Below are 23,410 nucleotides of genomic sequence, written 5' to 3' on the forward strand. Positions count from 1 at the left end.
ATGAATACTTCTTCATGCGAACACTCCTGGTAGCCTGTCCGTATGGGGCACGTCACCGCAGAGCACGAGAACACCGACCGCGAGCGCGCTCCGCAGGCCGCCGAGCTCGACGCCGCCTCCGCGGCGAAGGTCGCCGAGACGCTCCAGGCCCTGGCGACGCCGAGCCGCCTGCTCATCCTCGTCCGGCTGCGCCGCAGCCCGTGCACGGTCACGGAGCTGGCCCGCGAGATCGGCATGGAGCAGTCGGCCGTCTCCCACCAACTCCGCCTTCTGCGGCACCTCGGACTGGTCACCGGCACCCGGCAGGGCAAGAACAACCGCTACGCCCTCTACGACAACCACGTCGCCGCGCTCCTCGACGAGGCCGTCTACCACAGCGAGCACCTGCGGCTCGGACTGCGCGACCAGGTCACCGCGGCGGAGACCGAGTCCGGCTCCGGGTTCGAGTCTGAGTCCGCCGAGTCCGAGTCCGAGTCCGCAGGCGAAGCGTTCGTCTAATCCGGCGTCATCCGGCGGCCGAGCGGATTACGCGGCGTGGACGGTGATCGCGGCGGTGTGCAGTACGCCGCCGGTCTGGAACTGCAGGTAGAGCCGATAGTCGCCGGCTTCGGCCATCGTCGCCTCGAAGGTGAGGGTCGGTCCGCCGTGGTCGCCGTTCACGGTGCCTTGCGGGTGCAGGTGGGCGAAGGCCATGTCGCCCTGGTGGAACGCGGTGAGGTGCGCGTAGCTGTCGAGATAGGGCTGCAGGTCGGTGACCGGTACGCCGTCCTTCGTGATGGTCGCGGTCAGGGTGTGCTGCATGCCGGACATCAGGTCGCCGGAGAGGGCCACGGTGTACCCGTCCACTTCGGTGGTGGCGGACGGCGCAGGTAGGGCCGCGGCTGTCGATACCGTTCCGGCGACCGTGAATTGCTCGCTCAGCACGAGCGCTACCGCGGTGCCGCCGCTGTTCTTGGTGATGAACGAGGCGTAGGCGCGGTAAGCGCCGGGCTGCATGGCTGCGAGACTCGCGCTCCAGGTGCCGTCCGCGGCCATCGTCGGATGCACGTGCTGGAAGCCGGCCAGGTCGGAGCGCACGACGTAGAAGTGCATGAGCTTCGTCTGGTCGTCCTGGAACGAGGTGACCGCCATGCCCATGGCGTCCTCGATTCGGAACGAGAGCGTGACGGCGCGGTCCGCCGGGAGCGTTGAAGTGGCGTCGGCCGGAACGAGGGTGAACCCGCCTGACGAGGCCGACAGGCCGTTGCCGGTGTACATCGGTTCGTCCATGCCGGACATGCCGGGCATCCCGCTCGTGGTCGCAGAGGCGGCGGTGCTGGCGGAGGCGGAGGAGTCGGCGGCGGGTGCGGTGTTCGCGGCGCAGGCGCCGAGGCCGACGGCGAGCAGGGTGGCGAGTCCGGCAGCGCCGGCGTGCCGGGACAGGGTAGATCGCAGGGTACGCATGAGTTCGGTTCGACTTTCGCGACGGGCGCGAGAGATTTCGCGCACGGTGACAGGGGGCGCGTCTGCCCGTCCGGAACCAGCCCGGACGAAGCGAGGGCCCGATCACGTCCGCGAAATGCACACCGTGGCCAACAGCACCCTGCCCGCGCGACCCGGTGGACCGCGGCGCCGGGGTCGGCACGCCGCGCCCCACGCATCATGCGGTGGCCAAGTCGGCGCGCCACAGCCGAGAACGGCCAGAGTGAGGCATGCGAGAAGGCCGAGCAGGATGTCACGCTGTGACGGCGGCTGGCCGGAAAGGCAGGTCTCCCCCGACTCGGCACGCAGGGAATCGGCGCTCTTGGCCTGGGCCCGGGGGTCGACGCGCATCATCTGATCCGCAGCCACAGTCGAGCCGGAATCGGCCGCCGAGGCGCTCACCGAGTTCGGCATCGACTCCGACGTCGACATCGACATCGACATCGACATCGACATCGACATCATGACCGGCACGCCGTGGCAGCCCGCCCCGGTCGTGGCGGACACACCGTGCATCAGCCACAGTCCGAGCAGAACGAGTATGGCGAGCAACCGCAGCGGTCTGCCGAAGTGCGAGCCTCGCGTAGGCGCGTCGAGTGCGGCCTGAACTCGCGCTTCCATCCGCCGCCCTCCTCGCTCGCCGTCAGAACCCTGCCGCGCACGACTCTATGCGAAACGGACATCCGGCTGCCGGTGCATCGGTGAATTGGCCGTGCGTGTCGCCGACCCGCGCCACCGCACCCGTCCGGAGCCGGCCGCAGTCGCCCGGCCGCCTGCAGTCCGTCCGCAGCTCCCCGAACGGGACGTTCGTCCCCTCTACGGGTGGCTCTCCGACCGTGCCCCGCAACCCGCCACCGGCGGAGCATGAAGGCGACAGGACGCGCTGGCCTCAGCGAACCGACAGGAGCGTGGGCGTGATGATGTACTGGTACGGCGACGGCCATCCCGGCGCGTGGGGATACACCGCCATGATCATCGGGATGCTCCTGTTCTGGGCCGTGATCGTCGGCGTGGGAATCCTGATCGCCCGCGCACTGGCCGGCCCGCGCACCGCCCACAACCCGGGCGCCGGCGCCGGCCCCACCGCCCTTCCCGCACCGCGCCGCAACCCCGAGCAGATCCTCGCCGAGCGCTTCGCCGCCGGGGAGATCGACGAACACGAATACGCCACGCGCCTGGCCGTGCTGCGCGACCGGCACCCGTCCTCGTGATCAGTACACCTAGTCGGTGTCCGGAGGCGGGAGGCCGAGTGAGGCGCGGATCGCTCGCACGGCCTGTTCGACGGGCACGTTGGCCGCGGTGAGCGGCGCCTGGTACCCGGCGAGTTGCGCGGGCGTACGGCTCGTCGCGGCCTGCCTGGTCAACGCGACACGCGCCTCGTTCACGCCGATCAGCGTCCGTGCCCAGCGCTCGGGGCCGGCCGGGAGCGCGAGTCTGGAGAGGCGCTGGTCGAAGAGGTGCTCGGTGGCGGCGATGCCGCGCAGGTCCGCGTCGGCGGTGGCTGGATCGGCGCGGTCGGGTCCGTGCAGCCGGTCGAAGCCGGTCTCCAGCCGCGCGTTGCCCGCCTGCGCGATCGCCAGGTACGCGGCGGCCGGTCGGGCCGGGGGCGCTGCGCCGTCGGTGCGGGCCGCGCCGCCGGCCAGACCGCCGGCGACGGCCGCCGCGACGGTCGCGATCACCGCCGCGGCGGCCCTCCACCACCCGCCGGATGGTCGGGGATCAGTAGCCGTATCCGCCATTGCCCGTGCTGCTGGTGCTGGGCGCGGGCGTCGTGGTGATCGCGCTGCCCGAGGGGCTGACGGCGAACCAGATTCCCTGTACGCCCTGCCCGTTGACCTGCCCGGCCTTCGAGTCGCCCGAGTAGTAGTACAGCGGGTGGCCGTCGAAGGTGACCTGGGTCGCGTGGGCGGTGGTGCTCGCCGTGGTGCCGAGCATCGACGAGCTCACGCCGGTGCCCTGCGGCGTGCCGGTCGTGTCGTCGGGCGGCCAGATGGAGGCGCACGAACCCGTGCACGTCGGCGAGCTGCCGGTGTCGTGCTTGAACATGTACAGCGTGCGGCCGGAGCCGTCCACCAGGACCGTGCCGAGCGAGGAGCTCGCGGTCTTCACAATGGCCGCGCCACTGCTCGTCGTGGCCGAACCGCCCGAGCCGGACGCGGTCGACGTGGTGGAACTGCTGCAGCCGGCGGCGACGGCGGCGAGTGCGCCGGCACCGACGGCGAAGAGGGCGAGACGATTCACGATGGCTCCCTAGGCTGGAACTGGGAGGCCGCTCACGTGCGGCGGCGCGCAGTTCGTCCGATTTCGTCCGAAGGCTCCTTCGGCCATCAGGACGTATGTGCACAGCCGCTGGTTCATCGGCGGGCGCATCCGGAGGAGATGCGAGGGACCGTGCCAGGCTTCGAACCTGCGAACGCGCCCTCGAACCGCGCCTCGCGATCTACGCTACGGTAGAAGTACTACAGGCATGTAGAAGTGGATCTGGACGTGGACCCGGCGGATCGGCCGCCCGCGCGCAGGTGTACGGGCCGGCCGGCCGGTTACCCGCTCAGCAGTTCCACCCGTTGATTCAGCGACACGTCCGAGAAGGAGACCGCTCACCGGTGAGCGCACCCGTCCAACTGCCCGGGTTCCTCCAGGCCCTCGCCCCGCTGCTCGACCACTGGGGATACGCGGCCGTCGCGTTCCTGCTGTTCGTCGAGGACTTCGGCGTGCCCGCACCCGGGGAGACCGTGCTGATCGCCGCCTCCGTCTACGCCGGGGCCGGACGGCTGAACATCGTCACCGTCGCGGTGGTCGCGTTCTTCGCCGCGATACTCGGCGACAACGTCGGCTACGCGGTGGGCCACTTCGGCGGGCGCGCCCTCGTGCTGCGCTACGGCCGCTATGTGAAGCTCACCGAGGAACGCCTGGACAAGGCCGAGACCTTCTTCAACCGGCACGGCGGAAAGATCGTCGTCGTCGCGCGGTTCATCGAGGGCCTGCGCCAGGCCAACGGCATCATCGCCGGGATCACCGGCATGCACTGGGCGAAGTTCCTGTTCTACAACGCCGTCGGCGCCGCCCTGTGGGTCGCGACCTGGACCACGGTCGGCTACCTCGCCGGCGACCACATCACCGCGATCTACGACGGGGTGAGCCGCTACTCGCTCTACCTCCTCGGCGCCGCCGCCGTACTCGTCGTCCTGTTCGTGATCCGGCGACGGCGCCGGGCGCGTGCACGCGGCCAGGCGGCGGCCACCGCTGACGAGACGGACGTGGAGCTAGACCTGGCCCCCGACGCCGTCGCCGAACCGGCGCCCGCCCCTGCGCGGGAAAAGGACCGCTGAGGCTCGCCGCCTGCGGTTATCCGACGCATTCCTCGTTCGGCGTCGGGTCGGGCCGCTCCGCGCTCTCCGACCGGACGGGGCCCGGCAGGGTCAGCTCGACGGTCGTGCGGCCGGGCGCGGTCGTCAGCGTGGCCTGGCCGCCGTGCGCCTCGACGATGGCGCGCGTGATCGCCAGGCCGAGGCCGGTGCCCCCGGAGGCGCGCGAGCGGGTCTTGTCGCCGCGCACGAAGCGGTCGAAGGCGCGGGCGGCCAGCTCCGGATCCATGCCCGGGCCGTCGTCCGTGACGGACAGGACCACGGCGCCGCCCTTCCCGCCGGCTTCCCCGGGAGCGGCCGGCACCGCGACCCGCAAGGTCACCGCCGTCCCCTCCGGGGTGTGGATCCGCGCGTTCGCCAGCAGGTTCGCCACCACCTGCGCCAGCCGGTGCCGGTCGCCGACCAGCACGACGGGCCGCTCGGGCAGGTCGAGGCGCCAGCGGTGGGCCGGACCGGCCGCGCGGGCGTCGTCGACGGCGTCCAGGGCCAGCCTGGTCAGGTCGACCTCCTCGCGGGCGAGCGACCGGCCCGCGTCCAGCCTGGCCAGGAGCAGCAGGTCCTCGACGATGACGCCCATGCGCTGGGACTCGGCATCGATGCGGGTGAGGGAGCGCCGGACGGAATCCGGCATCGGTTCGGGGCTGCGCAGGGCGAGTTCGGCGTGGCCGCGGACGGCCGCGACCGGGGTGCGCAGCTCGTGGCTCGCGTCCGCCGCGAAGGTGCGCAGCCGTGATTCCACGGCGTGCCGCTTCTCCAGCGCGTCTTCGACGTGGCCGAGCATGCGGTTGAGCGAGGCCCCCACCCGGCCGACCTCGGAGCGCGGGTCCTCGTCCGGGACGCGCACCGAGAGCGCGACGTCGCCGCTGGCCAGCGACAGGCTGCTGACGCGCTCGGCGGTGCGGGTCACCCGGTCCAGCGGGCGCAGCGCGAGACCGATCCAGGCCGCGCCGAGCGCTCCGGCCGCGGCCAGTGCGATCGCGAAGACGGCCAGCTCGATGTCGCCGAGCTTGTGCACCGTGGCCTCGACCGGCCGCATGGGCAGGCCGGTGACCAGGACGTCGCCGTCCTGGCCGCTGAACGCCTCGACCCGGTAGCTGCCCACACCCGAGAGCTCCACTGTGGCCGGCGAGCCGCCGGGGGTGAGCGCCGCCAGCCGGGCCTGGTCGGTCGCGGAGAGGGTCAGCATCCTGTTCTGGCCGGACTGGTCGGCCGCCGTCGCGGAGTCCTGGGTGCCGCCGTCGACCACGGCGGCCGTGGTGACGCGGCCGTTCACCAGCCGCACGCCCAAGGTGCCCGCGGACACGCCCCGGCTGTCGGCATGCGCGTTCCCCCCGCCGCCGGCGTCGCGCTCCAGGCTCACGGCGTAGCGCACGCCCGCGTCGTCGAGCTGCTGATCGACTCTGGCCACGAGGAAGTCGCTCAGGGCCCGCGTGGTGGCGAAGTCGATGCCCACGAACGTCACCGCCATGAGGGCTATGACGCCGAGGACGAGCCGCGTCCGCAGGGTCCTGGGGAAAAGGCGCGGCCGGCGCAGCCGGGACAGGGGCCGGGGGCGGCGCAGCGGAAGTCTCATGAGGCGGCCGCCCTGAGGACGTAGCCCATGCCGCGCACGGTGTGGATCACCGGCGGGCGGCCGTCGTGCAGCTTCTTGCGCAGGTAGCTGATGTACAGCTCGACCACGTGCGCGTCGCCGCCGAAGTCGTAGGACCAGACCTCCTCCAGGATCTGGGCCTTGCTCAGCACCTGCCGCGGATGCTCCATCAGGTACCGCAGCAGCGCGAACTCGGTCGGGCTGAGCTCGACCGGGACGCCGCCGCGGGTCACCTCGCGCGCCTGGTCGTCGAGCACCAGGTCGCCGACGACGAGCGCGTGCGGCGGAAGAGGGGCGGCCGCCTCGGCGGCGGCCGGGACGGCTGCGGCACCCGCGCGGCGCAGCAGGCCGTGCAGCCGGGCGATCACCTCGCTCAGGGCGAAGGGCTTGGTGACGTAGTCGTCGCCGCCTGCGGTGATTCCGGCGACCCGGTCCTCGACCGCGTCGCGCGCCGTGAGGAAGAGCACCCGGATGTCCGGCTGCTCGGCGTGGATGCGGCGCATCACCTCGACCCCGTCCAGGTCGGGGAGCATGACGTCGAGCACGACGGCGTGCGGCCGCCAGTCGGCCGCCGCGCACACCGCCGCCGCGCCGGTCGAGACCCCCAGCGCCGACCACTGCTCGTACCTCACCGCGCCGCACACGACCTCGACCAGGTCCGGTTCGTCGTCGACAACCAGGATGCGCCACGGGCCGCCGGAGGGCGGGCGCGGCGCGAGGGCGGCGGACGGCTGAGCGCTGGTCATCACCCACATTGTCGCGCACCAGATGAGAAGTCTCTGAGCCTCTGCGCCCCCGCCGACCTCGCGCGCCGGCACCGAAAGGGCCACTGGCCTGCGCGTACGGATACTCGGCGAGTTCTCATCAGGGCGGCCGGGGACGCGCGTTCAGAGGGAACTGAGAGGTCCCGATGTGACGATGGCGCCCATCCGGGACCCGAGACCGGGAGAAGGAGCAGATCATGGCGAATCCCGCACACCACCGACCAGCCTCCCGGGCCCGGCCGCCGGTCGAGACCGTGTCCGTGCTCGCGCTCACCGTGGCCGCTCTGGGCGCCGTCGCGGTGCTCGCGCTGTGGTGGCGCGACACGAACTCCGTCCAGGGCGCGGCGGACTGGATCACCGGGGCCGGGCGGATCACCGGGCTGCTCGCCGGGTACCTCACCCCGCTCCTGCTGCTGCTCATGGCGCGGATCCCGCTGCTGGAGCGGCACGTGGGCGCCGACCGGCTGGCGCGCTGGCACGCCAGCGCGGGCCGCTACCTGGTCTGCCTCGTCACCGTGCACGCCCTGACGATCATCTGGGGCTACTCGATCACGGCGCACAAGAGCCTGACGAGCGAGACCGTCGACATCGTCTGGGACTATCCGTCGATGATCAAGGGCACCGCGGCCGGGCTGCTGTTCCTCGGCACCGGCATCGTCTCCGCGCGCGCCGCGCGCCGCCGCCTGAGCTACGAGACCTGGTACTACCTGCACCTGGCCACGTACCTGGCGATCGCGCTGAGCTTCAGCCACCAGATCGAGGACGGCGCCGACCTCAGCGAGAAGCCGTACGCGACCCTGTGGGGCCTGTACTACGCCGCGGCGTTCGCGATCCTCGCCTGGTTCCGGCTCATCCAGCCGTACCTGCGCGACCGCAGGCACCGGCTCCGCGTCCACGAGGTGCGGCCCGAAGGACCCGGGGTGGTCTCGGTGATCCTGCGCGGGCGGCATCTGGACGAACTGCGGGCGAAGCCGGGCCAGTTCTTCCGGCTCCAGTTCCAGGCCAAGGGGATGCGGTGGGCGGCCAACCCGTACTCGCTCTCCGCCCCGCCGCACCCGGAGTTCCTGCGCTTCACCGTCAAGGACCTCGGCGGCCACAGCGCGGCCGTCACCTCGCTGGCGCCGGGCACGAAGGTCCGCGCCGAAGGCCCGTACGGCGCGTTCACCGCGGACCGGGTACGGGCCCGCAAGATCCTGCTGATCGCCGGCGGTGTCGGGATCACCCCGGTGCGCTCGCTGTTCGAGTCGCTCCCGGCCGCCCCCGGCGACCTGACCCTGCTCTACCGCGCGAGCAGCGCCGAGGACGTGCTCTTCCGCCCGGAGCTGGAGCAGATCGCCGCGGCCCGCGGTGCCCGGCTGAAGTTCCTGGTCGGCAGGCGCACCCAGATCCCCGACCCGCTGACCGCCGGGAGCCTGGTCAAGCTCGTGCCCAGGCTGAGCCAGCACGACGTGTTCCTGTGCGGGCCGCAGGCCATGACCGAATCGGCCATCGCCGCGCTGCGCCGCGCCGGAGTGCCGCGGCACCGCATCCACCACGAGTCGTTCGTCTTCTGAGACCGAAGGAGCCAGCCCATGCGTCGCGCGATCATCGCCGGCACCGCCACCGTTTCCGGAGTCGTCCTGCTCCTCGGCATCAAGGGGCACCCCGACACCGCCGCCGCGAGCACCCCGATCGGACTGAGCGCCAACTCCGGCGCGACCAGTTCGACCGGTTCGACCGGTTCGAGCGGCTCGAGCGGCTCGACCGGCTCGACCTCGACGGCAGCCGGCTCGGGTTCGCCGACCGCGTCCTCCCCCTCGGCCACGTCCTCTCCCTCGGCCGCGGCGAGCACGTCCGCCGCGGCGAAGAACTACACCGGCAGCGCCGTCGACACCCGCTACGGACCGATCCAGGTCGAGGTGACGATGAGCGGCAAGAAGATCACCAACATCGAAGTCCTCGAATACCCCGAGAACAGCGATCGCGACCAGCAGATCAACTCCTACGCGCTGCCGCAGCTCAACCAGGAGGCGATGACCGCCCAGAGCGCGCAGATCGACGCGATCTCCGGCGCGACGTACACCAGCGAGGGCTACATCCAGTCGCTGCAGAGCGCCCTGGACCAGGCCGGCTAGCTCTCGGGCAGCTGATGCCCCACCGCTCGAGGCACCGCTACCCGCGGTTCGAGCCCGGAGGCCGGAACCGCGGGCAGCGGTCTCGATGTCCTTACCTTGGTATCAGGAGAAGTACCCGAACAGGTCGGCCACCACGTCGATGCCCTGCGGCGAGCCGTTGTAGATGTTCACGCCTCCCGTGGTGCCCGCGGTGTACCCGGACATGACGAGGTTGGGCACGGTCTGCCCGCGGGTGAAGTTCAGGTTCGACGTGGTCGGCCGCGTGTCGCCTTCCGGGTAGACGGTCACGATCCCGCTGCCGGCGGTGTTCGTGACGGTCACGTTCATGACCACCGCGGCGTAGTCGGCGAAGCCGGCCTGAGCGACACTCCACGTCTGGAGGCCGTAGCCGGTGAACGGGCTTCCGTCGAGGTACTCGCGGGTGTCCATCACACGCGAGGGGTTGAGCGGCACGAACGCGCCGCCGCCGCTCGCCGCGTAGTAGCCCTCGACGTCGGCGATCACCTGCACCGTGCCGCCGGAACTGTTGTAGAAGTCGATCTTCCCGTCGAGGGGGACCTTCACGATCACGAGGTTGGGCAGGGTCTGCCCGGCGTTGAAGTTCACGTTCGACGTGCTCGGCCGCGACGAGCCGTCCGGCCATACGGTCAGGTAACCGCCGGCGGTCGGCGTGGTCACGGTGACGTTGAGCGCGACCGCGACCGTCCCGGACGCCGGAACCGGTCCGGAACCCGCGACCTTCAGCGACAGCTGGCCGTATCTCGCCACGGCCGCCTTGGCGGCGCCGATTCCCTTGCGTGTGTCGAGCAGTCGGTCGGGGTTCACGGGCACGTATCCGGCGCCAGACCCTCCGGCCACGTAGTAGCCCTCGACGTCGGCGACCAGCTGTGTCGAACCGCTGGAAGCGTTGTAGAGGTCGACCTTGCCGCCCGCTCCCACGCGCACGGTCGCCAGGTTGGCAACCGTCTGATTCGCGGCGAAGTTCACGTTGGAGGACGTCGGCCGCGACGAGCCCGCCGGATAGGCGGAGATGTAGCCGTTCTTCGTCGGCTGGGTCGCCGTCAGGTTGAGGACCGCGGCGGTGATCGTGTCGCCGGCCGGAATCCCGGCGACGCCGCTCGTCACGTCGACCGCGACCGTGCCGTACGCGGCCACTGCGGCCTTCGCCGCGCCGAGGCCGCGGCGGGTGTCGAGCACACGGGTCGGGCTGACCGGCAGGTACGTGCTGCCACCCGTGGTGACCTGCATGGTCTTCGTGAACGTGCCCGCCGTGTCGCTCAGCGTCGCGGTGATGGTGAACGTTCCGGCCAGCGCGTAGGTGTGCGCGCTGCTGAAATTGCCGCGGAAGTCGGTGCTGATGTAACTACCGTAGACGCCGACGGTTGTGTCGGGCGTGCCGTCGCCCCAGGAGTACGTGACGCCGTTTTGCGTCGCACCGGCCGTCATCCACGGAATGCCCTGCACCACGAGATTCACGTCCACGGTCTGCGTCTCCGCGCCGGTGGCCTCGAGCGTCTCAGTGGTCGAGTTCTGGAACTGGAACGCCCCGCGGTCCGGCGTCGCTCCGACCGGGCTCTGACCGTAGTAGTCCGTGGCGGGCTGGCCCGGAGCGGCCGGGTTCGCGACGCCGATGACGTCCGGGTCCGTCGGGACGGTGTTGCCGCCGAAGGCCACCGTCGACTCGATGTAGTCCGAGGCCCCGTTCCCGGTCGCCGCCGTGTACGCCGCCACGGTCGTGTACTTGGTGCCGTTCCAGATGAAGGGAACGGTGCCACCCAGGTCGTTCGCGACGGTGTTGTACTGCTCCGTCACGCCGGAACCGGCGCCGGAGGCGCCTTCGATGGCGACGAGGGTCGTGGGACCGCCGACATCACAGCCTATGTATTCGTCGGGGCCGTAGTGGGTGTTGTCGATGACGTTGTTCTCGATATCGGCGTGCGCACTGGCTCCCACCACTTCGATGCCGGGGCCGCAGGAGTCATGGATCGTGTTGGCCACGATCTCCGTGCCGGCCGCGGTGCCGTTTGCTTCGATCGCCGTGCCGCTCTGCGCGACCAGGTTGTCGGCGATGACGCCGGAGCTGCCCGGGCCGAGCACGACGGCGTTGCTGTCGTTCGTCGTCGAGCCCAGATCTGAACGCTGGACCGTCACCGAGCTCGCGCCCTCGACGTCCACGGCCACGCCGTTCTCGACGTCCGCCCAGAGCACCGAGTTCTCGATGACGATGCCGGTGGAATTGTCGACCGACACCATCTCGCTACCGGCGCTCTCCAGGCCGGAGATGACGATGTCGTGCACTGAGTCGATCTTGAAACCGGGGTTGCCGAACTCGTTCCCGCTGAAGTACGGGCCGCCGTAGGGCTCGAAGGTGATCGGCGCGGAAGCGGTACCCGAGTTGTGCACCGTCACCGCCTCGCCGAACGCGTTCGCACCGTCGGCCTGCGCAGCGATCGCGACCGTGTCGCCCGCGTGCGCGGCATCGGCACCGGCCTGGATGGTGCAGAAAGGCCGCGCCAGCGTGCCCGGCCCGGTGTTCGAGCAGTCCTGCGAGGCCTTGTCCACGTAGTAGGTGACGGGGGCGGTGCCGCTGCTCGCGCTCCCCACGCCGTGGCTGTCCGAAGCCGACGCGGCAGCCGTCGTCGCGACCGCCGTACCGGCACTCAGGACCAGCGCGACGATATATCGCAGAGTTCTTCTACGCATGCCATCCCCTCCCACTGCGCACTGCACGAGTCGGCCGAGCCGGAAGTCGGCGGTCCCCACCCCTGCACGCACGAAAACCCGTCTACGCCCGAAGCCGAGGCGCAGAATACGCACTTGAGTATGGAACCATTACGGCACCCGGTCTAGCTCGGCGCCGGGTTCCGCGCCGGGGCCGGCGGCGGTTGCGGTACGCCCGTTGGCGAGCGGCCTGACTGCCGTGCCCCTAAGATGCGGAGCATGGCGCGGTATTTCGACGAGGATCTCCGGGGTGCGCAGTTCCGCGAGTGCGATCTGACCGGGGCACGCCTGATCGGCGTGGTCATGCAGGATGCCGAGATCGACGGGCTCGTCACCAACCTCGTCGTCAACGGCGTCGAGGTCACCGGGTACGTCGAGGCAGAGCTCGACCGGCGACATCCGGTGCGGGTGCTCCTGCGCTCCGAGGACCCCGCCGATCTGCGCGAGGCATCGCGTCAGCTGCATGCCGGCTGGGCTGCCACGATCGAGCGGATGCGCCGTACGCCCGGCATCGAGCGTCGCAGCGTGAACGACGAGTGGTCGGCCGTGCAGACCCTGCGCCATCTGGTCTTCGTCCATGACTCGTGGTTTCGCCGCTGCTGCCTGGGCTCGACGGAGCTGTTCACGCCGATGGGCATCGGGACGACCGTCGAGCCCTACCGCGAAGCACACGGGCTCGACCTCTCGCTCGATCCGACTCTCGACGAGATCGTGGGCGTGCGTGACGCTCAGATTGCCGAGCTCGAGGCCTGGCTCGATGAGGTCACCGCAGTGCAGCTCGCCGCGCGGGCGCCGGTGCCCGACGACGATGTCTGGCCGCCCTACGCCCGGGGCCGCTCAGTGCGACAGTGCCTCGGCACGGTGCTCAACGAGACCTTCGAGCACCACGGCTTCTGCGTCCGCGACCTCGACCTGATCGAGACGCAGGGCGCTGAGTAGGGCCGTCCGCGAATGAACTGCAATCTTTTCCCATGACGGCGAATGCTGGACAGCGGTTGAAGATGACTTCTGCGACACTGTAGGCAGCGGTCGGAGGTGGGTGCGCGGGCCGCGGAGGGGGAGTGTGCTCGATGTCTGACGGAGCGGAGATCATCGCGAGCCTGCTGCGCGCCGTGGATGCGGCGCCCATGGACGGGCCACTACGTCTCGTGCTGGTGAACCATCTCCTTGACGCGGGCCGCAACGAGGAGGCCATCTCGCAGTTGAGCGTCATCCTCGGGCAGCAGCCGAACTTCGCTCCCGCTCTCCTGGCGATGCGGCGCGCGCTGTCCACGTCGCCCGCACCGCCGTCCGAGGGCGACGGCTACGACGACGGCTACGACTGGGATCGCGCCGCCCGGGATCTGACCGACGCCGTCCCGGCGGCGTATGCCGGCGAACGCGGCTCGGCGCAGCCGGACTACGTCTCGGACGACGTGCCCGGCACCGTCCGCCTCGCCGACGTCGGCGGCATGGAGCAGGTCAAGCGCCGCATCGAAGCCGCGTTCCTCGCTCCCCTGCGCAACCCCGAGCTGAGCCGCGCCTTTCGCAAGTCCCTGCGGGGCGGCCTGCTGCTCTACGGGCCGCCGGGATGCGGCAAGACGTTCATCGCCCGCGCGATCGCGGGTGAGCTCGGCGCCCGGTTCCACTCCGTCACCCTCGCCGACGTGCTCGACATGTTCATCGGCAACAGCGAGCGCCACCTGCGGGACGTGTTCGCCGCGGCACGACGCAACGTCCCCTGCGTACTGTTCTTCGACGAGATCGACGCGCTCGGCCACAAGCGCAGCCAGCTGGCCAACAACGCGGCGCGCGGGGTCGTCAACCAGTTCCTGACCGAGCTCGACGGCGTGGACGCGGTCAACGACGGCGTGTTCGTGCTCGCCGCCACCAACGCGCCGTGGGACGTGGATTTGGCGCTGCGCCGCCCCGGCCGCCTCGATCGCACCCTGCTGGTGCTTCCCCCCGACCGACCGGCCCGCGAAGCGATCCTGCGGCATCATCTCAAGGGCCGGCCGGTGGGTGAATTGAGGCTGGACGCGCTGGCCACGCGCACCGACGGCTATTCCGGCGCCGACCTCGCGCACCTCTGCGACTCCGCGGCCGAGCTGGCCTTGATGAGATCTGCCGCGAGCAACACGGTGCACCCGATCACCATGGCGGAACTCGAATCCGCCCTCGCGCAGATCCGCCCTTCCATCGGGGCCTGGCTCGAGGCGGCCCGCAACGTCGCGTTGTTCGCCAACGAATCCGGCACTTACGACGAGCTGGTCGACTATCTCAATGTGCGCAAGCTGCTCTGAGCACCTGCCACCGACCGCGACACAGCGAACCCGCACGCGGCGCCCGCCGCACCCGCATCGCGGACGCAGCAGCTGTTCCGGACCGGACCACCCCGGGAGAATCCATGGGCAACGACCCCGACACCGATCTGCAACGCGCCCAGCAACTGCTCGACCTGGGTCGCGCCGCGCAGGCGCGCGAGCTCGCGGCATCGGCGCTCGCGGCCCGGCCGAACAGCCCCGTCGCGTTGCGCCTGCTCGCCCGCTGCCATATGGCACTGGGCGAGCATCGCGAGGCGGTGCGCATCGCCAGGGCCGCGGTGGCCGCCGACCCGGGTGCCGAATACGGATTCCGCATCCTGTCCATGGCCCTGCGCCGGATCAAGCACCATCGGGAGGCGGCGGACGCGGCGGCCGAGGCGGTCAGGCTCGCGCCCCACGAGTGGCGCGCGTTCTCGGCGCTCGCCCAGAGCCTCTACCGCGTCAACCGCGGACGGGCCCTGGCCGCCGCCGAAGAGGCTCGCCGGCTGGCGCCGCAGAATGCGGAGCCGCACTACCTGTGCGGTGCCCTGCTGGCCACGCTCGGATACCGCCAGGATGAGGCGCGTGCGGCGTATCTGCGCGCGTTGGAGATCGATCCGCAGCATCTGCCGTCACTGAACGGACTGGCCCTGCTCGATGAGCGTCGTTGGCGGTTCGCGAGCGCAAGGCGCGGCTTCCGCCGTGCGCTGGGCGCCGACCCGCAGCATCACACGGTGCAACGCAACCTCGAAGCCCTGGTCCTGCTCCGCCTGTGGGGTCTGGGCTGGCTGGCGGTGATCGCGACTCTGGCTGTCATCGCCGGCCGCTCAGGCGGGCCCGGGCGGACCCGGGCGCTCGCGGTCGGCTACGAGGCGGTGCTGCTCGTCTTGTTCGCGGCCTCGGCGTGGTCGGCGAAACACGGCTCGGACGCCTTAGGGGTGCGGCTGCTCCGCAGGAATCGCGCAGCCTCGGCCTGCAAGGCGGTCATCGCGACGTCCGCCGTGCTCATCGCGATCGCCGCGGTCGTTCCCGGCATCGTCGAGATCGGCGCATACACCGCGGTGCGGGTCTCCGTGACGCTGCTGAACGTCGCGGTACTGCTTCTGCTGCTCGCCCTCAGGCGCCGGTCCGGCGGGGATCCGGACGCGCTCTAAGCCGATTGAACTGCCCAAACTGTGAATCAGGACACTCATGCCTGACCATTCACTGCGGCCGCCTCGCGTTGTAGAGTCCTCCCTGCCTCGGCGGCTGCCCATCGGATCCGCGACCCACCTCCGGTCCGTGCCGCCGACTACCCACAACTGAAGGAGCTCCCTGATGATCAGGCACTGGTCCATACCCGTGGCCGCGCTCGCCCTGGCCACCGGATCGCTGGCGATCGCCACCCCCGCCATGGCCACGACCGCCTCCCCCGCCGCGCACAGCCGCTTCGTGCCCGGCGGCGTGCTGTTCAAGCCGGCCACCGCCCTCGGCACGCACGCCGCACGCGCCGGCGGCAAGATCGAGTACTCGAGCAACTGGTCCGGCTACGCGGTGACCGGAGGCACGTACACCAGCGTGTCGGCGACCTGGGTGCAGAACGCGGGCACCTGCAGCTCCAGCGACACCGACACGGACATGTCGCCGTGGGTCGGCATCGACGGCTACAGCTCGTCCACCGTCGAGCAGACCGGCACCTCCGTGGACTGCTCCGGCTCGACCAAGACCTACTACGCCTGGTACGAGATGTACCCGGCGAACTTCGTCACGATCAACAAGACCGTCAAGGCGGGCGACACCTTCTACGGCGCCGTCACCCGCTCGGGTACGTCGTACACGTTGACGCTCAAGGACGAGACCCAGGGCTGGACCAACACCGTCACCAAGACGGCCAGCGGCGACGCCAACTCGTCGGCAGAGGCGATCATGGAGATGGCGGCGGACGAGCTGACCCAGTGGAGCGGCACCGACCCGTTCACCTCCTTCACCGTGAACGGCGTGGCGGCCGGCTCGGCGGGCACCACGCACCAGATGGAGATCGAGTCCGGCAGCACGCTGTGCGACACCACCTCGTCGCTCAGCAGCGGGGAGAACTTCACCACCACGTGGGACAACCTCTGCTGACCCGCTGAACCCGGCCGCGGCCCGGGGACGGCGTGGAGCCGTCCCCGGGCCGCGGGCCTTGTCCAACCTGGACGGTGGGCGAGGCCGTTGCCGGATCAGCGGAGTGAATCAGAGCTCTCTCTGGGCCTCGGCGGGTGGGGCTACCGCGGCGATACGTCCGCGCTACCCGGCGCTGAGACGCTTTTTTCGCGTCCACAACCCACAGAGGGGCTCTCTATCCATGAACGGTTTCAAGACCTCCCGCGCGATGCACCGGGTCGCCGGACTGGCCGTCACCACCGCTCTCGCCGCGACGGGTGTCTTCATCGCGGGCAGCGCGCCGGCCCAGGCGTCGTCCGTGTGCAGCGGTACGCAGGTGGATTCCGCGTCGATGACCGACATCAACGGCAGCGGCGCGGTCGGCGGAACGCTGTACCTGTACTACAACTCCTCGACCGGCCGTAACTGCGCCTATGCCACCAACGCCACCGGTGCCCGGCACAGCATGACCGTCTGGGTCTCGCGGTGCGCGCCCGGCACCGGCCAGGAGTGGTACAACTGCCAGGGCTCGGACAGCCTGATCCAGGGGGAGGATTACGACGCCGGGAACTACATCTCCTACGCCGGTCCCGCGAACACCCTCGGGAGCGCCGCGGGGGTGTGTGTCGAGGCTTACGGCGAGATCGACTACGGCAACGTCGTCGCCACCGCCAACCTCGGCGGCCACTGCGGCTGAAAGAGCTGCCCGCCTGAGTTCGTGAAGCGATTCACGGCGACGGCGAGGGCGTACTGATGCGGGCGAGGGCCTTCCGGCTCGGTGTGCGGCGACCATAGACGCAGGCCGAAGGCGGATGGGCCCTCGTCTTTTCCCTGACGAACCTCTGTTCGACATCCGGGCGCGGCATTGGGTAGAGTCTCTGCGCACACGGGGCGAAACGCTGAGTATCGGCGTATATTGAGGTCTACTCGGGGGGAGTCATGGCGCGCACGGCTCGTCCGGTCAATCCGGAGGACGGTCCGATCCAGTCCTTCGCCTTCGATCTCCGCGCGGTGCGCGAGGCGGCGGGGAATCCGACATACCGTTCGCTGGCCAGGACGGCCGGCTTCAGCGCCAGCACCCTCAGCGACGCCGCCGGCGGGGTCAGGCTGCCCAGTCTCGAGGTGACGCTCGCCTACGTAGGGGCCTGCGGCGCCGAGACTGCGGCCTGGCGGGCGCGCTGGCAATCGGTCAACCGGCAGCTCGCGACCCGGCGCGGTGACGACGGTGGCCCCGGCGAGGACGGTGACGACGGCGGCCCCGGCGACGGTGGTGGCGACGGAAGACACGGCGACCCTGCCGACTCCGGCGACGATGGTGACCACGGCGACCCCGCTGACGACGGTTGCGACGGTAGCCGCGTTGACCCCAGTGACGACGATGACGACGGTGACGCGCGTCTGAGTGGGAATCCCGGCGAGATCCCCATTGCGCCGACGGTTCCGCAGCCTCCCGCGGACATTCCGTCCGCGGACCCGCCGCCCGCCACCGCGTCCGGGGAACCCGCCGCCGAGGCCCGTTCCGGCAGGCGCGTGTCCCGCTTCAAGATCGCGGCTCTCGCCGCGGCGGTCCTCGTAGTGCCCCTCGCAGTCCTCGATCTCCGGCCCACGGCTGCCCCGGCGGCCTCGCCCTCCGCCCGTGCGACGCAGCCCGTGCGGTGCCCCGCCACGCCGACGGCTCCGGCGGGCGGGTTCTCCGGCGAGACCTACGGGCCCGGCGCGAACGTGCGGTCGGGCGCGAGCCTGTCCGCCGACGTCCGCGAGCGGATCCCCTCGGGATGCACGTTGCGGTTCTCCGGCTACTGCCTGGGCGACGTGGTCAAGGACACCACCGCCGATACGCCCGATCTTCGGTGGTTCATACTGCCCGGCGAAGGCGAGGTGGCCTCGGCCGTCGTGCACGGCAACCCGCCGCCCGGACTGCCGCCGCGCCCATGCCCCGACAACGTTCCCGGTCCGAGCTCGATCACGCTGACCCTGTCGGCCGCCGACTCCGGCGACGGGTTCGTCGGGCTGCGGGCAGCCGGCGGCAATCTGTGGATCGTCGGATTCGCCGCCTACTACGCGACCGGCCCCGGAGGCGGCCCGACCGGGTGGCACCAGCTCGCGCTGACGGAGTCGGCAGGCGGATCGTTCGACGCGGCGCTGCGGATCCCGTACGCGGCGGCCGCCCCACCGGCGCCGACCATCCCCGTCGTCGCCGTCGCGTGCCTGGGCGGCGACGGCCCGACCGGGGTCGTGGCCGCGGGCTCCCTGCCGGCCGACCGGCCGGCGGCCCTGCGCCCCGCTCCGCTCGGCACCTCGATGCTGGCCGCGGCGGAGCAGACGGCGTGCCAGTATCCGTCCGGGGCCTGACCCCCCTGCCAGTTCGCGTTCCCGTTCCCGTCCTCCCTCCCGTTCTCCGGGGCTCGCGCGCTACGCGGCGGCTACTCGAGCGCTACCGCCGATGCGCACAATTCGCCGCAGGCCACTGATTCGTGGCCCGGTCCGCACGGACCTTACCCGCAGCACGGGAGAACAGTGAATATCAAACGTTACATACGCCGGTTCGCCGGCGCGGCAGTGGCGATCCTGCTGCTGAGCCTCGCGAGCGCGCTGAGCGCTCCGATGGCCTCGGCGGCGGCCGGCGGCAACGCGGCCAGCCTCGCCGCCGCCAACCTGGGCAAGAGCGCGGGGTACTGCGCGGACAGCCCGAGCACGAACAGCCTCGGGGGCGACCAGTTCGAGACCAGCTGCAGCGGCAACGGCGGCGCCGGCGAGTTCTGGTGCGCCGACTTCGCCGAGTGGGTCTGGCAGAACTCCGGCTTCTACACCGGCGGCCTGACCGCCGCGGCCGGCAGCTTCTACGTCTACGGCGAGAACAACGGCACGCTGCACACCTCGTCCTCCTACGTCCCGCAGCCCGGCGACGCGGTGGTGTACGACTACGCGGGCGGCGGCTCGGCGGACCACGTCGGCATCGTGACGTCCGTCGACTCCAGCGGGAACGTCGTCACCGCCAACGGGGACTGGAACGGCATCAGCGGCAGCTCCCAGGCGACGTTCGCGGAGAGCTCCTCGGTGGTCTCCGTGACCATCCCGGCGAGCGAGCGGGCGAGCGGCGACTACGTCGGCGCCGCCGGCATGACGATCTCCGGCTACGTCACGCCGGTCGCCAGCGGTTCGGGCAACACGCCGCCGCCCGTCTCCGGGGCGAACCCGTACAGCCCGAACGCCGCGTGCGGCTCGGGTTACGGCGTGATCGACTCGCACGCGCTGTCCGGCGCGACGATCTACCTGCTCTACAACAGCGGAAACGGAGACAACTGCGTCGTCACCCTGGCCACCACCCCGAGCAGCGCGGTCTCGATGAACGCGACACTCGCGGTACAAGGCGGAGCTTCAGCAAGTAATCCAGGGACATTCACCTATTACGCCGGTCCGGTGACCGAGAACGCGCCGAGCAGCTGCGTCGAGTGGGGCGGCTCCTACAAGACCAGCTCGTGGACCAGCGGCTGGAGCCACTGCGGCGGCGGAAGCGGCGCCCCGGCCCCGTCCGGCAACAACATCTACACCCCGACCCAGGTGTGCGGATCCGGCTACGGCGTGATCGACTCGCACGCCCTGTCCGGCGCGACGGTCTACCTGCTCTACAACGCCTCGACCGGTGACAACTGCGTCACGACCCTGGCCACCACCGCCAGCGGCGCGGTGTCGATGAACGCGACCCTGGCGGTGCAGGGAGGCAGTTCGGCGAGCAACCCCGGCAGCTTCACCTACTACGCCGGGCCGGTCGTCGAGTACGCCCCGAACAGCTGCGTCGAGTGGGGCGGCTCGTACAAGACCAGCTCGTGGACGAGCTCCTGGAGCCACTGCGGCGCCGGCGGCTCCCCGTCGGGCTCGACCAACCCGTACACCCCGACCCAGGTCTGCGGCTCCGGCTACGGCGTGGTGGACTCCCACCCGCTGTCCGGTGCGACGATCTACCTGCTCTACAACTCCTCGACGGGTGACAACTGCGTGGCCACCATGGCCACCAGCCCGACGAGCGCGGTGTCCATGAACGCCACCCTCGCCGTCGAAGGCGGCAGTTCGGCGAGCAACCCGGGCACCTTCACGGACTACGCCGGCCCGGTCGTCGAGTACGCCCCGACCTCCTGCGTGGAGTGGGGCGGCTCGTACGCCGGCTCGTCCTGGACGAGCGGCTGGAGCCACTGCTAGCCGGATCCGTTCTCTGACGTGCGGGTTCGGGACCGGTCGCCCGGTTGCCGGACCCGCACGCCTCCGGGATTGTCCGGCATAGATTGACCGGCGGGCCGAAGCCTTGCCGGTCAATCGGCGTCCCCGTAGAACTGCCAACGCAGTCCGCGTGAATCCCGCAGGCAGGGCGCCACCCACATCGCCGACCCTGCCCGAGCGGGCCGTCGGGGGAAGGGATTGGCGTATGGAGTTCGGAATACTGGGGCCGCTGACGATCAGTGAGGAGAGCGGGGCTCGCACGGTCACCGCGGCGAAGCAGCGCGTCATACTCGCGGTGCTGCTGCTGCGCGCCGGCCAGCCGGTGCCGGTGGAGAGCCTCACGGAACTGCTGTGGAACGGATATCCGCCGGCCAGCGCCGTGCTGAGCCTGCGGAACTACATCATGAGGCTGCGACGGGCCCTCGGAGCGGCCGGCGAGCGGATCCTGAGCCGGGACGGCGGATACCTGATCGACGTCGCCGAGGACGAGCTCGACCTGCTGAGATTCGACCGCTTCCGCAAGGAGGGTGCCGCCGCGTTCGAACGCGGCGACCTCGCCCTGGCGTCCGGCTCCCTCACCCGGGCCCTGGGCCAATGGCGCGGCCCGGCGCTGTGCGACGTGGACTCCGATCCGCTGCAGCGCGACGAATGCCCCCGGCTGACGGCGGACCGCGTGGACACGCTGGAGCTCAAACTCGAGGTCGAGCACGCCATCGGCCGGTACAGCACGTCCCTCGGCGAACTCCGGCATTTCGCATCCGCCCACCCCGAACGCGAGTCACTGGGCGAGCATCTGATCCTCGCCCTGCTGCAGAACGGCCGCAGAGCCGAGGCCGACGCGGAGTACCACCGCATCCGGCAGACCCTGCAGACGGAATTCGGGGTCGCTCCGGGAGCGCGCCTACGGGCGTTGCACCGGCGTCTCTCGGGGGCCGTGCCCGCGCCCGTGGACGTCGTGGACAAGGCACCGCGCGCCCGGCTCGCGCCCGTGGACGTCTCGGACCGGGCACCGCGTGCCCGCACCGCCGGCGGGCCGAGCGTACCCTTCCAGATCCCCGCCGACCTGGCCGATTTCACCGGTCGCGACCGGGAGACCGCGGCCGCCGTCGCCCTGCTCGGGCCGGCCGGTCCGCGAGCGGGAGGGGTCATCGTCATCACCGGACGTGCCGGGATCGGCAAGAGCAGCCTCGCCATCCACATCGCCCACGCCCTGAGCGCGTCGTACCCGGACGGAATCCTCTATACGGGACTGCGCACCGAGGACGGCGAGCGCGTCCCCTCCGGCCAGGCGCTCCTGTCCCTCCTCGAGGCCTTCGAAAGGGACCCGCGGTCCGTTCCCGACGGGACCGCGGGCCGCAGCGCGCTGCTGCGCAGCCACCTCGCCGGCCGCAGGGTCCTGATCGTGCTCGACGGGGCGACCGACAGCGCTCAGGTCCGTCCGCTGCTCCCGAGCACCCCGCGAAGCGCGGCGCTCGTCACCAGCCGGCTTCGGCTCGACGACCTCGCGGGAGCACGGCATATGGAACTCGCGCTGTTCTCTCAGGCGGAGTCCGCGCAGCTCGTCTCCCGGATCGCGGGGCGCGATCGGATCACCGCGGAACCGAAGCCCATGCAGGACCTCTACCGCGCGTGCGGAAACCTCCCCCTGGCGCTGCGTATAGCGGGCTCCCGGCTGGCGGCCAGACCATCATGGAGCGTGCGCACTCTGGCCGACCGCCTGGCGGACCGGAGCCGCCGCCTCGACGAGCTCCGGACCGGACAGCTCGACGTGCGGGCCTGCCTGGCCAGCAGCTACCGCTCGCTGCCGACGACCGCCGCCGCCGCCCTCCCCCGCCTGGCCGCGACCGACAAACAGCCCCTGAGCGTGCAGGACGCGGCCGCACTGCTCGGCGTGCCCCGGCCGAGGGCCGAGCAGGTGCTCGAATGCCTGGTCGACCACCGGTTCCTCGCCACGGCGCGGTCCGGAAGCTACCACTTTCCCGCGTTCGTCAGGGAGTTCGCCCGCGAACAGGCGCTCGTGCCGGCCCGGACTGCAAGCCCCGTCGATGCGTGACCGGGGGTCACAGCCGACGGCGGGTCACGGCGGCGCGATACGGCGCGATACGGCGGCGCGATCCTCGCGCTACTCGGCCCTGCGATCGTTCGACCCTGGCTGCGCGGCGACCGCGCGCGGCCCTCACCCGCCGGCCCCACCCGTCGGATCCACCGCCACCACCCATGAAGGGGTTGCACACCCATGAGGATTCCTCTGCCCTCCGCCGCGTTCCGCCGCACGGCCCCGTTCCGCCGTACCGCCGCGTTGGCCGCCACCGGCGCGATCGTCGGAGCAGGGCTCTTCTTCGCAGGCAGCGCACCCGCCCAGGCATCGTCCCTGTGCAGCGGCGTGGAGGTGGACCACGCATCGCTCGTCGACGTGGAAGGCACCGATGTGGCCCGCGGAACGCTGTACCTGTACTACGACTCCTCGACGGGCAAGAACTGCGCGTACGCCACGAACAACACAGGTGTCCGACACGAGATGGACGTGTATATCACGCGGTGTGCCGCCGGAACCGGGCAGACCGTGAGCACCTGCCAGGACTCGGACCCGCTCGTAACGGGCACCGCGAACGATGACTACGGGAACTACATCTCCTATGCCGGGCCGGTCAACACCCTCGGAAGCGCGGCGGGCGTGTGCATCAAGGCCTTCGGCGGCATCGATACGGGCACCGAATACGCGAGCGCCTTCATCGGCGGCCACTGCGGCTGATACTGGCCCGACCGGATAGGAACC

The 23,410-nt window shown here is 70.9% G+C and carries 21 protein-coding genes; 14 read left to right on the forward strand and 7 right to left on the reverse strand.

The features are described from left to right. The first annotated feature begins 42 nt into the window (after positions 1 to 42). On the forward strand, positions 43 to 498 hold the full coding sequence (locus tag KDK95_RS01850; protein WP_212516196.1) for an ArsR/SmtB family transcription factor: 456 nt from the start codon (positions 43 to 45) through the stop codon (positions 496 to 498). Positions 499 to 525: 27 nt separating this feature from the next. Here KDK95_RS01850 and KDK95_RS01855 read toward each other — a convergent pair whose 3' ends face one another. Both KDK95_RS01855 and KDK95_RS01860 read right to left on the reverse strand, forming a co-directional pair. After that, entirely contained in the window at positions 526 to 1,443 is a 918-nt protein-coding gene (locus KDK95_RS01855) for a DUF8832 domain-containing protein (RefSeq protein WP_212516197.1), read from the reverse strand. Positions 1,444 to 1,545: 102 nt separating this feature from the next. Then, complete coding sequence (locus tag KDK95_RS01860) at positions 1,546 to 2,013, reverse strand: hypothetical protein (protein WP_212516198.1); 468 nt, start codon at positions 2,011 to 2,013, stop codon at positions 1,546 to 1,548. A 365-nt stretch (positions 2,014 to 2,378) separates the two neighbouring features. Here KDK95_RS01860 and KDK95_RS01865 point away from each other — a divergent pair, with 365 nt between their 5' ends. Continuing rightward, positions 2,379 to 2,672, forward strand: a complete 294-nt coding sequence (locus KDK95_RS01865) for an SHOCT domain-containing protein (protein ID WP_372463250.1) — start codon at positions 2,379 to 2,381, stop codon at positions 2,670 to 2,672. 9 nt (positions 2,673 to 2,681) lie between these two features. On the opposite strand, the gene KDK95_RS01870 is transcribed toward KDK95_RS01865, so the two are convergent. Beyond that, complete coding sequence (locus KDK95_RS01870; RefSeq protein ID WP_212516200.1) at positions 2,682 to 3,140, reverse strand: hypothetical protein; 459 nt, start codon at positions 3,138 to 3,140, stop codon at positions 2,682 to 2,684. Positions 3,141 to 3,180: 40 nt separating this feature from the next. After that, positions 3,181 to 3,702 (reverse strand): COG4315 family predicted lipoprotein, encoded by a 522-nt coding sequence (locus KDK95_RS37585; RefSeq protein ID WP_212516201.1) that lies wholly within the window; start codon positions 3,700 to 3,702, stop codon positions 3,181 to 3,183. A gap of 362 nt (positions 3,703 to 4,064) precedes the next feature. On the opposite strand from KDK95_RS37585, the gene KDK95_RS01880 reads away from it, so the two are divergent. Further along, positions 4,065 to 4,790: a DedA family protein gene (locus KDK95_RS01880; RefSeq protein ID WP_212516202.1), complete on the forward strand. Its 726-nt coding sequence runs from the start codon at positions 4,065 to 4,067 to the stop codon at positions 4,788 to 4,790. 16 nt (positions 4,791 to 4,806) lie between these two features. Here the strand turns inward: KDK95_RS01880 and KDK95_RS01885 are convergent, their stop codons facing one another. Beyond that, entirely contained in the window at positions 4,807 to 6,399 is a 1,593-nt protein-coding gene (locus tag KDK95_RS01885) for a sensor histidine kinase (protein WP_249160036.1), read from the reverse strand. Continuing rightward, positions 6,396 to 7,163: a response regulator transcription factor gene (locus KDK95_RS01890; protein ID WP_212516203.1), complete on the reverse strand. Its 768-nt coding sequence runs from the start codon at positions 7,161 to 7,163 to the stop codon at positions 6,396 to 6,398. Before KDK95_RS01890 ends, KDK95_RS01885 begins: the two co-directional genes overlap by 4 nt. Before the next feature lie 215 nt (positions 7,164 to 7,378). On the opposite strand from KDK95_RS01890, the gene KDK95_RS01895 reads away from it, so the two are divergent. Together KDK95_RS01895 and KDK95_RS01900 are read left to right on the forward strand one after the other, a co-directional pair. Beyond that, complete coding sequence (locus KDK95_RS01895; RefSeq protein ID WP_212516204.1) at positions 7,379 to 8,734, forward strand: ferredoxin reductase family protein; 1,356 nt, start codon at positions 7,379 to 7,381, stop codon at positions 8,732 to 8,734. An 18-nt stretch (positions 8,735 to 8,752) separates the two neighbouring features. Further along, positions 8,753 to 9,295: an FMN-binding protein gene (locus KDK95_RS01900; protein ID WP_212516205.1), complete on the forward strand. Its 543-nt coding sequence runs from the start codon at positions 8,753 to 8,755 to the stop codon at positions 9,293 to 9,295. A 102-nt stretch (positions 9,296 to 9,397) separates the two neighbouring features. Here the strand turns inward: KDK95_RS01900 and KDK95_RS01905 are convergent, their stop codons facing one another. After that, complete coding sequence (locus tag KDK95_RS01905) at positions 9,398 to 11,998, reverse strand: right-handed parallel beta-helix repeat-containing protein (RefSeq protein ID WP_212516206.1); 2,601 nt, start codon at positions 11,996 to 11,998, stop codon at positions 9,398 to 9,400. A gap of 228 nt (positions 11,999 to 12,226) precedes the next feature. On the opposite strand from KDK95_RS01905, the gene KDK95_RS01910 reads away from it, so the two are divergent. From KDK95_RS01910 to KDK95_RS01950, 9 genes are all read left to right on the forward strand, one after another. After that, positions 12,227 to 12,955 carry a DinB family protein gene (locus KDK95_RS01910; protein ID WP_372463249.1) on the forward strand — a complete coding sequence of 243 codons (729 nt, stop codon included), beginning with the start codon at positions 12,227 to 12,229 and terminating at the stop codon, positions 12,953 to 12,955. A gap of 131 nt (positions 12,956 to 13,086) precedes the next feature. Beyond that, on the forward strand, positions 13,087 to 14,298 hold the full coding sequence (locus KDK95_RS01915; RefSeq protein WP_212516208.1) for an AAA family ATPase: 1,212 nt from the start codon (positions 13,087 to 13,089) through the stop codon (positions 14,296 to 14,298). 104 nt (positions 14,299 to 14,402) lie between these two features. Further along, entirely contained in the window at positions 14,403 to 15,452 is a 1,050-nt protein-coding gene (locus tag KDK95_RS01920) for a tetratricopeptide repeat protein (RefSeq protein WP_212516209.1), read from the forward strand. A gap of 163 nt (positions 15,453 to 15,615) precedes the next feature. Beyond that, positions 15,616 to 16,401, forward strand: a complete 786-nt coding sequence (locus tag KDK95_RS01925; protein WP_212516210.1) for a G1 family glutamic endopeptidase — start codon at positions 15,616 to 15,618, stop codon at positions 16,399 to 16,401. A 220-nt stretch (positions 16,402 to 16,621) separates the two neighbouring features. Continuing rightward, positions 16,622 to 17,116 (forward strand): hypothetical protein, encoded by a 495-nt coding sequence (locus KDK95_RS01930; RefSeq protein WP_212516211.1) that lies wholly within the window; start codon positions 16,622 to 16,624, stop codon positions 17,114 to 17,116. 242 nt (positions 17,117 to 17,358) lie between these two features. After that, positions 17,359 to 18,771 carry a helix-turn-helix domain-containing protein gene (locus KDK95_RS01935; protein WP_212516212.1) on the forward strand — a complete coding sequence of 471 codons (1,413 nt, stop codon included), beginning with the start codon at positions 17,359 to 17,361 and terminating at the stop codon, positions 18,769 to 18,771. Positions 18,772 to 18,936: 165 nt separating this feature from the next. Continuing rightward, positions 18,937 to 20,616, forward strand: coding sequence for a CHAP domain-containing protein (locus tag KDK95_RS01940; protein WP_212516213.1), 1,680 nt, complete (start codon positions 18,937 to 18,939; stop codon positions 20,614 to 20,616). Between the two features lie 223 nt (positions 20,617 to 20,839). Further along, positions 20,840 to 22,687, forward strand: a complete 1,848-nt coding sequence (locus KDK95_RS01945; protein WP_212516214.1) for an AfsR/SARP family transcriptional regulator — start codon at positions 20,840 to 20,842, stop codon at positions 22,685 to 22,687. A gap of 183 nt (positions 22,688 to 22,870) precedes the next feature. Then, a complete protein-coding gene (locus KDK95_RS01950; RefSeq protein WP_212516215.1) occupies positions 22,871 to 23,386 on the forward strand; it encodes a hypothetical protein in 516 nt (171 codons plus the stop codon). The last annotated feature ends 24 nt before the right edge of the window (positions 23,387 to 23,410 follow it).

The organism is Actinospica acidithermotolerans (assembly GCF_018139625.1).
In the GTDB taxonomy this organism is placed as follows: Bacteria; Actinomycetota; Actinomycetes; order Streptomycetales; family Catenulisporaceae; genus Actinospica; species Actinospica acidithermotolerans.

Excerpts from the sequence above, each read along its gene's own strand:
- KDK95_RS01850 (WP_212516196.1), top strand. The coding sequence starts at position 43 with ATGGGGCACGTCACCGCAGAGCACGAGAACACCGACCGCGAGCGCGCT.
- KDK95_RS01855 (WP_212516197.1), bottom strand. The coding sequence starts at position 1,443 with ATGCGTACCCTGCGATCTACCCTGTCCCGGCACGCCGGCGCTGCCGGA.
- KDK95_RS01865 (WP_372463250.1), top strand. The coding sequence starts at position 2,379 with ATGATGTACTGGTACGGCGACGGCCATCCCGGCGCGTGGGGATACACC.
- KDK95_RS01885 (WP_249160036.1), bottom strand. The coding sequence starts at position 6,399 with ATGAGACTTCCGCTGCGCCGCCCCCGGCCCCTGTCCCGGCTGCGCCGG.
- KDK95_RS01890 (WP_212516203.1), bottom strand. The coding sequence starts at position 7,163 with ATGACCAGCGCTCAGCCGTCCGCCGCCCTCGCGCCGCGCCCGCCCTCC.
- KDK95_RS01895 (WP_212516204.1), top strand. The coding sequence starts at position 7,379 with ATGGCGAATCCCGCACACCACCGACCAGCCTCCCGGGCCCGGCCGCCG.
- KDK95_RS01900 (WP_212516205.1), top strand. The coding sequence starts at position 8,753 with ATGCGTCGCGCGATCATCGCCGGCACCGCCACCGTTTCCGGAGTCGTC.
- KDK95_RS01905 (WP_212516206.1), bottom strand. The coding sequence starts at position 11,998 with ATGCGTAGAAGAACTCTGCGATATATCGTCGCGCTGGTCCTGAGTGCC.
- KDK95_RS01910 (WP_372463249.1), top strand. The coding sequence starts at position 12,227 with ATGCGGAGCATGGCGCGGTATTTCGACGAGGATCTCCGGGGTGCGCAG.
- KDK95_RS01915 (WP_212516208.1), top strand. The coding sequence starts at position 13,087 with ATGTCTGACGGAGCGGAGATCATCGCGAGCCTGCTGCGCGCCGTGGAT.
- KDK95_RS01920 (WP_212516209.1), top strand. The coding sequence starts at position 14,403 with ATGGGCAACGACCCCGACACCGATCTGCAACGCGCCCAGCAACTGCTC.
- KDK95_RS01925 (WP_212516210.1), top strand. The coding sequence starts at position 15,616 with ATGATCAGGCACTGGTCCATACCCGTGGCCGCGCTCGCCCTGGCCACC.
- KDK95_RS01930 (WP_212516211.1), top strand. The coding sequence starts at position 16,622 with ATGAACGGTTTCAAGACCTCCCGCGCGATGCACCGGGTCGCCGGACTG.
- KDK95_RS01935 (WP_212516212.1), top strand. The coding sequence starts at position 17,359 with ATGGCGCGCACGGCTCGTCCGGTCAATCCGGAGGACGGTCCGATCCAG.
- KDK95_RS01945 (WP_212516214.1), top strand. The coding sequence starts at position 20,840 with ATGGAGTTCGGAATACTGGGGCCGCTGACGATCAGTGAGGAGAGCGGG.
- KDK95_RS01950 (WP_212516215.1), top strand. The coding sequence starts at position 22,871 with ATGAGGATTCCTCTGCCCTCCGCCGCGTTCCGCCGCACGGCCCCGTTC.